The following is a 6,593-nucleotide window of genomic DNA, read 5'->3' on the forward strand; positions in this document are numbered from 1 at the left end:
AGGCGGTTACCGCCGTAGCGCGTCGGACCGCCGCTCGTCCGTCTGGGACAATCGGCCGTGGTGAAACGACAATGCACACGACCGAGCTGACGACGCCGACCGCGATCGTGGCACCCCAGGCGGTGGTGGACCTCGACGCGATCGCCCACAACGTGCGTCTGCTGCGTGACCTCGCGGGGAACGCGCAGGTGATGGCCGTCGTCAAGGCCGACGGATACGGGCACGGCGCCACGCAGGTGAGCCGGGCCGCGCTGGCCGCGGGCGCCACCGAACTCGGCGTGGCAACCGTCGGCGAGGCGTTGGCGGTGCGCAACGACGGCATCGCTGCCCCGCTCCTGGCCTGGTTGCACCCGCCGGGCACCGACTTCGCACCCGCCGTGGCCGCCGACGTGCAGATCGCGGTGTCGTCGGTGCGCCAACTCGACGAACTTCTCGACGCCGTCACCCGCACCGGGCGCAGCGCCTCGGTCACCGTCAAGGCCGACACCGGACTCAGCCGCAACGGCGTCGGCTCGGCCGACTTCCCGGCGATGGTCGCAGCGCTCGCGCGTGCCCAGGCCGACGGCGCGATCAGTGTTCGCGGTCTGATGTCGCACCTCGTGCACGGCGACGACCCCGACAATGCCCTCAGTGGACTGCAGGCGCAGCGGCTCACCGAGATGCGCACGTATGCAGCCGAACACGGCGTGCGGTTCGAGATCGCGCACCTGAGCAACAGCCCGGCGGCGATGACGCGACCCGACCTCGCCTTCGACATGGTGCGCGCCGGCATCGCGGTGTACGGGCAGGCCCCGATCCCCGAGCGTGGGGATATGGGGCTGCGCCCGGCGATGACGGTGAAATGTCCGGTGGCACTGGTGCGGTCGCTGCGGGCGGGCGACGGGGTGTCCTACGGGCACACGTGGGTCGCCGACCGCGACACGACGGTCGCGCTGCTGCCGGTCGGCTACGCCGACGGGGTGTTCCGCACGCTGAGCAACCGCATCGACGTGTTGATCAACGGTCGGCGCTACCGCAACGTCGGCCGGATCTGCATGGACCAGTTCGTCGTCGACCTCGGGCCGGACGGGGCCGCCGCAGAAGGTGACGACGCGATCCTGTTCGGGCCCGGCACCCACGGTGAGCCGACGGCGCAGGATTGGGCCGACCTGCTCGGCACCATCAACTACGAGGTCGTGACCAGTCCGCGTGGCCGCTTCGTGCGGACCTACACCGGTTCGATCGGTGAGACACGTTGAGCGACGCCGGACTCCCGATGCCGCGTGGCCGCCGCAACCAGAACGGACGATGGCTTGCGGGTGCAGCCGGGCTCACCGCGGTCGGTAGCGCGGCGAGCATGTCGGCGGCACGCTCGCTGCGGCGCAGGCTCGCGACCGTCGACCGCTACAAGGACGAGGATTTCGAACTGCTCGACGCCGATCGCAGTTCGGTGGTGACCACCCCGGACGGCGTATCGCTGGCAGTGCGCGAGGTCGGTCCCGAGGACGCGCCGCTGACGGTGGTGTTCGCCCACGGGTTCTGTCTGCGCATGGGCGCCTTCTACTTTCAGCGCGTCCGGCTGACCGAGCAGTGGGGCCCCCAGGTCCGGATGGTGTTCTACGACCAGCGGGGTCACGGCCAGTCGGACGAGGCGCCGCCCGAGACCTACACCGTGGCGCAGCTCGGTCAGGATCTGGAGGCCGTGCTGTCGGTGGTGGTTCCGCGCGGCCCGGTGGTCCTGGTCGGGCATTCGATGGGTGGGATGACGGTGCTCTCGCACGCCCGGCAGTTCCCGCAGCGCTACCCGAAGCGGATCGTCGGTGCCGCGATCATTTCGTCGGCGGCGGAGGGAGTTTCGCGATCGCCGTTGGGTGAGATCCTGAAGAACCCGGCACTGGAGGCGGCACGTTTCGCGGTGCGGTATGCACCGAAGATGGTGCACCGCACCCGCGGCGCGGCGAAGCGGGTGATCGCGCCGATCTTGCGCGCCGCGTCGTACGGGGACGAGAAGATCAGCCCGAGCGTGGTGGCGTTCTCCGAACGGATGATGCACGGCACGCCGATCGCGACCCTCGTGGAATTCCTGCACGCGCTCGAGGTGCACAACGAGATCGACGGCCTGACCACACTGGCCAAGATCCCGACACTCATCGCGTGCGGTGACCGCGATCTGCTGACCCCGATGGAGTACTCGCAAGCCATGGCCGCGCTGCTACCCAAGGCGCAGCTGGTGATCGTCGGCGGCGCAGGGCATCTCGTGCAGCTCGAAGAACCCGAGGCGATCAACGAGGCGCTGGTCCGACTGGTCGAACGCGCGACCCCTTCCAAGCTCGTCGCGTTGACCAGACGGGTCCGCGAGAAGGTCCGCAACAATGGGTGAGCGCAGCGGGGGCACGGCCGAACTGCCGACCGCGGAAGACACCATCGCGCTCGGCGCCGAACTCGGAGAGCAGTTGCGCGCGGGTGACGTCGTCGTGTTGTCCGGGCCCCTGGGCGCGGGAAAGACGGTCCTCGCCAAGGGCATTGCGCAAGCGATGAATGTGGAGGGCCCGGTCATCTCGCCGACGTTCGTGTTGGCGCGCGTACATCGCGCCCGCCGACCCGAGGCCCCGGCCATGATTCACGTCGACATGTACCGCCTGCTCGACCATCCGTCGGTCGACCTGCTCGCCGAACTCGACTCGCTGGACCTCGACACCGATCTCGAGGACGCGGTGGTGGTCGTGGAATGGGGTGAGGGGCTCGTCGAACGGCTCTCCGACAACCACCTCGACGTCCGGCTCGAGCGTGGCCGCGACACCGAGGTGCGCACGGCGGTGTGGGAGTGGGGCACGGCGTGAACGTATTGGCCATCGACACGGCGACGCCCGCGGTCACCGCCGGGGTGGTCCGCCTCGACGCAGTCGAGGTGCTGGCCGAACGGGTGACGGTTGACGCGCGGGCGCACGCCGAACAGCTCACCCCGAATGCGGTGCAGGCGCTCGCCGACGCAGGACTGGGCGTCGACGACCTGGGCGCGGTCGTTGTCGGATGTGGTCCGGGACCGTTCACCGGGCTGCGTGTCGGGATGGCGACCGCCGCCGCCTACGGCCACGCGCTCGGCGTCCCCGTCCACGGCGTCTGCAGCCTCGACGCGATCGGGGTGAACACCGTTGGCGAGGTGCTGGTGGTGACCGACGCCCGGCGCCGGGAGGTGTACTGGGCGCGCTATCGCGACGGGGTGCGCACCGACGGTCCCGCCGTGTGCGCGCCCGCGGACGTGCCTGCAGGTGCCGCCGCGGTCGCCGGATCACCCGAGCACGCCGCGCTGTTCGACCTGCCTCGTCAGGAGCCCGTCTATCCGACCGTCTCGGGGCTGGTGCGCGCCGTGGCCGATTGGGACGCCGAGCCGGCTCCGCTGGTGCCGCTGTATCTGCGCCGGCCCGACGCCAAACCCTCGGTGGCCCGGCGATGAGCATCACCTACGGCCCGCTGAAGCCGACGGACGCGGCCCGTTGCGCCGAGTTGGAGGCCCAGCTGTTCGACGGCGACGACCCGTGGCCCGAACGCGCCTTCCTCGCCGAGCTCGCCGCCAAACACATCCGCTACGTCGCCGCACGCGACGAGGACAAGCTCGTCGGCTACGCGGGTATCGCCCGATTGGGCCGAAAGAAGCCGTACGAGTATGAGATTCACACGATCGGCGTCGACCCCGCATACCAAGGCCAGGGCATCGGCAAGCGCATGCTGACCGAGCTGCTCAGCCACGCTTCGGGTGGCGCGGTGTTCCTCGAGGTCCGCACCGACAACGACGCGGCGATCAAACTGTACGAGAGCTTCGGCTTCACCAACGTCGGCCTGCGCAGGCGCTACTACCGGGCCAGCGGGGCGGACGCCTATACGATGCGGCGAGACCCGACATGACGATCATCCTGGCCATCGAGAGCTCCTGCGACGAAACCGGCGTCGGCATCGCCGAATCGGGCGCCGACGGATCGGTGAGGCTGCTCGCCGACGAGGTGGCCTCCAGCGTCGACGAGCACGCCCGGTTCGGCGGGGTGGTGCCCGAGATCGCCTCCCGGGCGCACCTCGAGGCGTTGGGGCCGACGATGCGGCGCGCGCTGCAGGCGGCCGGGGTGGACAAGCCCGACATCGTCGCGGCCACGATCGGCCCCGGCCTCGCCGGTGCGCTGCTGGTGGGAGTGGCTGCGGCCAAGGCCTATTCGGCGGCCTGGCAGGTGCCGTTCTACGCCGTCAATCACCTCGGTGGCCACCTGGCCGCCGACGTCTACGACCACGGGCCACTGCCGGAGTGCGTCGGCCTGTTGGTCTCGGGCGGGCACACCAACCTGCTGCACGTGCGGTCGTTGGGGGAGCCGATCGTCGAGCTCGGCAGCACGGTCGACGACGCTGCGGGGGAGGCTTACGACAAGGTGGCGCGGCTCCTGGGTCTGGGTTACCCCGGCGGAAGGGTGCTCGACGAGCTGGCCCGTGAGGGCGACCGAGATGCCATCGTGTTTCCACGAGGCATGACCGGACCTCGCGACGATCCGTACGCGTTCAGCTTCTCGGGTCTCAAGACCGCGGTCGCGCGGTACGTCGAAAGCCACCCGGAGGCGTCGACGGCCGATGTCGCGGCCGGTTTCCAGGAGGCGGTCGCCGACGTGCTGACGCTCAAGGCCATCCGGGCGGCCAAGGCGCTGGACGTGTCGACGCTGCTGATCGCCGGCGGCGTGGCGGCGAACTCGCGGTTGCGCGAGCTGGCCGAGGAGCGGTGTGCCGCCAACGGGTTGACCCTGCGGATCCCGCGACCGCGTCTGTGCACGGACAACGGCGCGATGATCGCTTCGTTCGCGGCCCACTTGATCGCCGCGGGCGCTCAGCCGTCGCCGCTGGATGCGGTCAGCGATCCGGGCCTGCCGGTCGTGCAGGCTCAGGTCGCCTGATCTTGTCGAGACCCGACCTTGAGTGCTAGCACTCTCATGTATAGAGTGCTAGGTGGCAGGCGACCAACCCCAGCGCCGGCACCCGCGACGACGGTTGCGTGGGCACGGACGCCATGCCGAACACCTGGTAACTGATAGATCCGGGACCCCGGATCGACACCCGAACTAGTGGAGGGCTCCATCGTGGCGAGCGTGAACATCAAGCCACTCGAGGACAAGATCCTCGTTCAGGCCAACGAGGCCGAGACCACGACCGCTTCCGGTCTGGTCATCCCCGACACCGCCAAGGAGAAGCCGCAGGAAGGCACCGTCGTCGCAGTTGGCCCCGGCCGCTGGGATGAGGACGGCGAAAAGCGCATCCCGCTGGACGTCTCCGAGGGCGACACCGTCATCTACAGCAAGTACGGCGGCACCGAGATCAAGTACAACGGCGAGGAGTACCTGATCCTCTCGGCACGCGACGTGCTGGCCGTCGTCAACAAGTAAGCACCCGTGTTCCGCCCCGGGAATCCCCGTCTATCGCGGGTGATTTCCGGGGCGGCATGCGTTTACAGCGAATTGCAGTTAAAGAAAGACAGCTATGAGCAAGCAGATTGAGTTCAACGAAACTGCGCGCCGCGCAATGGAAACCGGCGTAGACAAGCTGGCCGACGCGGTGCGGGTGACCCTGGGGCCGCGCGGCCGCAATGTGGTGCTGTCCAAGTCGTGGGGCGGTCCGACCGTCACCAACGACGGTGTGACGATCGCCCGCGAGATCGACCTGGAAGACCCGTTCGAGAACCTCGGTGCGCAGCTGGTCAAGTCGGTCGCCACCAAGACCAACGACGTGGCAGGCGACGGCACCACCACCGCGACCGTGCTGGCCCAGGCCCTGGTCAAGGGCGGACTGCGCAACGTCGCGGCGGGCGCCAACCCGATCGCGCTCGGTTCGGGCATCGCCAAGGCCGCCGATGCGGTGTCGGAGGCGTTGCTGAGCGCGGCCACGCCGGTGTCGGAGAAGAACGCCATCGCCCAGGTCGCCACGGTCTCGTCACGCGACGAGAAGGTGGGCGAGCTGGTCGGCGAGGCGATGACGAAGGTCGGCGCCGACGGCGTCGTCTCCGTCGAGGAGTCCTCCACGCTTGAGACCTATTTGGAGATGACCGACGGCGTCGGCTTCGACAAGGGCTACCTCTCGGCGTACTTCGTCACCGACTTCGACGCCCAGGAGGCGGTGCTCGAGGACGCGTACGTGCTGCTGCACCGCGAGAAGATCAGCTCCCTGCCGGACCTGCTCCCGCTGCTGGAGAAGGTCGCCGAGGCGGGCAAGCCGCTGCTGATCATCGCCGAAGACGTTGAGGGCGAAGCACTCTCGACACTGGTGGTCAACGCAATCCGCAAGACGCTCAAGGCCGTGGCGGTCAAGGCGCCGTTCTTCGGTGATCGCCGCAAGGCGTTCCTCGAAGACCTCGCCATCGTCACCAACGGCCAGGTCGTCAACCCCGACGTCGGCCTGGTACTGCGCGAGGTGGGCCTCGAGGTGCTCGGCACCGCCCGGCGCGTTGTGGTCAACAAGGACAGCACCACGATCGTCGACGGCGGCGGAACGAAGGAAGCCATCGAGGCGCGAAAGGCGCAGCTGCGGGCCGAGATCGAGGTCTCCGACTCCGAATGGGACCGCGAGAAGCTCGAGGAGCGCTTGGCCAAGCT

General features: G+C 69.1%; 8 protein-coding genes. All 8 read left to right on the top strand.

Annotated features, from left to right (window positions below; translation table 11 throughout):
* Positions 1 to 50 precede the first annotated feature (50 nt).
* On the top strand, positions 51 to 1,238 hold the full coding sequence (gene alr / locus A5650_RS25390; protein WP_502687109.1) for an alanine racemase: 1,188 nt from the start codon (positions 51 to 53) through the stop codon (positions 1,236 to 1,238).
* Between the two features lie 17 nt (positions 1,239 to 1,255).
* Positions 1,256 to 2,359: an alpha/beta fold hydrolase gene (locus A5650_RS25395; RefSeq protein ID WP_067298516.1), complete on the top strand. Its 1,104-nt coding sequence runs from the start codon at positions 1,256 to 1,258 to the stop codon at positions 2,357 to 2,359.
* Positions 2,352 to 2,819, top strand: a complete 468-nt coding sequence (tsaE, locus tag A5650_RS25400; protein WP_067298517.1) for a tRNA (adenosine(37)-N6)-threonylcarbamoyltransferase complex ATPase subunit type 1 TsaE — start codon at positions 2,352 to 2,354, stop codon at positions 2,817 to 2,819. The genes A5650_RS25395 and tsaE overlap by 8 nt, the downstream gene beginning before the upstream one ends.
* Entirely contained in the window at positions 2,798 to 3,433 is a 636-nt protein-coding gene (gene tsaB / locus A5650_RS25405; RefSeq protein WP_197501983.1) for a tRNA (adenosine(37)-N6)-threonylcarbamoyltransferase complex dimerization subunit type 1 TsaB, read from the top strand. Before tsaE ends, tsaB begins: the two co-directional genes overlap by 22 nt.
* On the top strand, positions 3,430 to 3,882 hold the full coding sequence (gene rimI, locus A5650_RS25410; protein WP_067298518.1) for a ribosomal protein S18-alanine N-acetyltransferase: 453 nt from the start codon (positions 3,430 to 3,432) through the stop codon (positions 3,880 to 3,882). The genes tsaB and rimI overlap by 4 nt, the downstream gene beginning before the upstream one ends.
* Positions 3,879 to 4,904, top strand: a complete 1,026-nt coding sequence (gene tsaD / locus A5650_RS25415; RefSeq protein WP_067298519.1) for a tRNA (adenosine(37)-N6)-threonylcarbamoyltransferase complex transferase subunit TsaD — start codon at positions 3,879 to 3,881, stop codon at positions 4,902 to 4,904. The genes rimI and tsaD overlap by 4 nt, the downstream gene beginning before the upstream one ends.
* A gap of 183 nt (positions 4,905 to 5,087) precedes the next feature.
* Positions 5,088 to 5,390, top strand: coding sequence for a co-chaperone GroES (gene groES / locus A5650_RS25420; protein ID WP_046754122.1), 303 nt, complete (start codon positions 5,088 to 5,090; stop codon positions 5,388 to 5,390).
* A 94-nt stretch (positions 5,391 to 5,484) separates the two neighbouring features.
* Positions 5,485 to 6,593: chaperonin GroEL (gene groEL / locus A5650_RS25425; RefSeq protein WP_067298520.1), on the top strand; the 1,109-nt coding region annotated here is incomplete at its 3' end.

The organism is Mycobacterium sp. 1164985.4 (assembly GCF_001668575.1).
Taxonomy (GTDB): Bacteria; Actinomycetota; Actinomycetes; order Mycobacteriales; family Mycobacteriaceae; genus Mycobacterium.